The 1,177-nt window shown below is 39.4% G+C and carries 1 protein-coding gene; it reads left to right on the top strand.

Features of this window, described 5'->3' with window-relative positions:
- The first annotated feature begins 80 nt into the window (after window positions 1–80).
- Window positions 81–1,135, top strand: a protein-coding gene (locus tag Q5691_RS27580; RefSeq protein WP_333217165.1) for an IS630 family transposase whose coding sequence is annotated in 2 segments (ribosomal slippage) — window positions 81–473 and window positions 476–1,135 — 1,053 coding nt in all. Because the reading frame shifts where the segments join, the coding sequence is not laid out codon by codon here.
- Window positions 1,136–1,177: the final 42 nt, after the last annotated feature.

The following is a 1,177-nucleotide window of genomic DNA, read 5'->3' as shown; positions in this document are numbered from 1 at the left end:
TAAGTAGGTCGGCGCAAAAAAACCGAACTATGTTAAGATAAGTAAACAAAGAGAATATATCTACTGAGGTAACTAAATATATGGGCGCTAGATTAAGGGTATTCCTGACTCAACAGCAAGACAAAACTCTCTTACAACTGAGAACTGCTGCTGTACCACAAAAAGTCAAAGATAGAGCAGAAGTAATTAGATTAAATGCACATGGCTGGTACGTTGAAAAAATAGCTGCTCATTTTAACTGGACTCCACAAACAGTGAGAGAGGTTTTACATAAATGGTCGAATCTAGGCATGGAAGGGCTTTGGGAGTTGCCTGGTCGAGGGGCAAAGCCAACGTGGAAAGAGGAAGATATAGAGTTTTTAAAAGAATGCCTCAAAAACGAATCACGTACATATAACAGTCTTCAATTAGTCCAGAAATTAGAAAAAGAACGTTCTGTCAAACTAAGTGCCGATCGATTAAGAAGGATACTAAAAAAAAAAGGTTTATTTGGAAACGAGCCAGAAAAAGTCACAAAGGAAAACAAGACCCCCTAGTACAAGAAACGAAGCAATCTGACTTAGATATGTTGCAATTAGAGGCAGTAGCGGGAGGAATTGACTTAAAGTATTTAGATGAATCAGGTTTTTGTGCGTGGAGTGAACCAGGCTATACTTATTACCAAATAGGTGAGCAAAAACGGTTAGAACAAACGAAACGGCGTGGTCGTAGACTAAGTATTATCGGACTTCTTCAACAGGGAATCAGTTTTATTTATGGTTTAGTAATTGGGGGTGTTGATCGAAAAGCTTATATCAAAATGATGGAGCGAGAAGCCCAGGAAGCTGCTGAAATTGGACGACCGAGAGTAATTGTACAAGACAACGGCCCAATACACCGATGCAAAGAAGTCCAAGAGTTATGGCCGCATTGGGAAAAGCAAGGTTTATATATCTTCTTTTTACCCAAGTATTGTTCGGAAATGAACCCCATTGAATTGGAGTGGCAACACATTAAGAAAGATGAGTTGGCAGGACAAATGTTTGATGATGAGTTAGAACTCGCCTACGCCGTAATTCATGGAGTAGAAGCTAGAGGACAAAGGGGAAATTACACCACGCAACGTCTTAAGTTTAACTCCAATCAGGCAACTTAATGTTTTGTTACATAGATTGGTTTTTTCCCGCCTATCTACTTA

Source organism: Microcoleus sp. w1-18aA5 (genome assembly GCF_036701705.1).
GTDB lineage: Bacteria > Cyanobacteriota > Cyanobacteriia > Cyanobacteriales > Microcoleaceae > Microcoleus.
The sequence above is the reverse complement of the archived record's forward strand: the minus strand, read 5'-3'. Positions and strand labels throughout refer to the sequence as shown.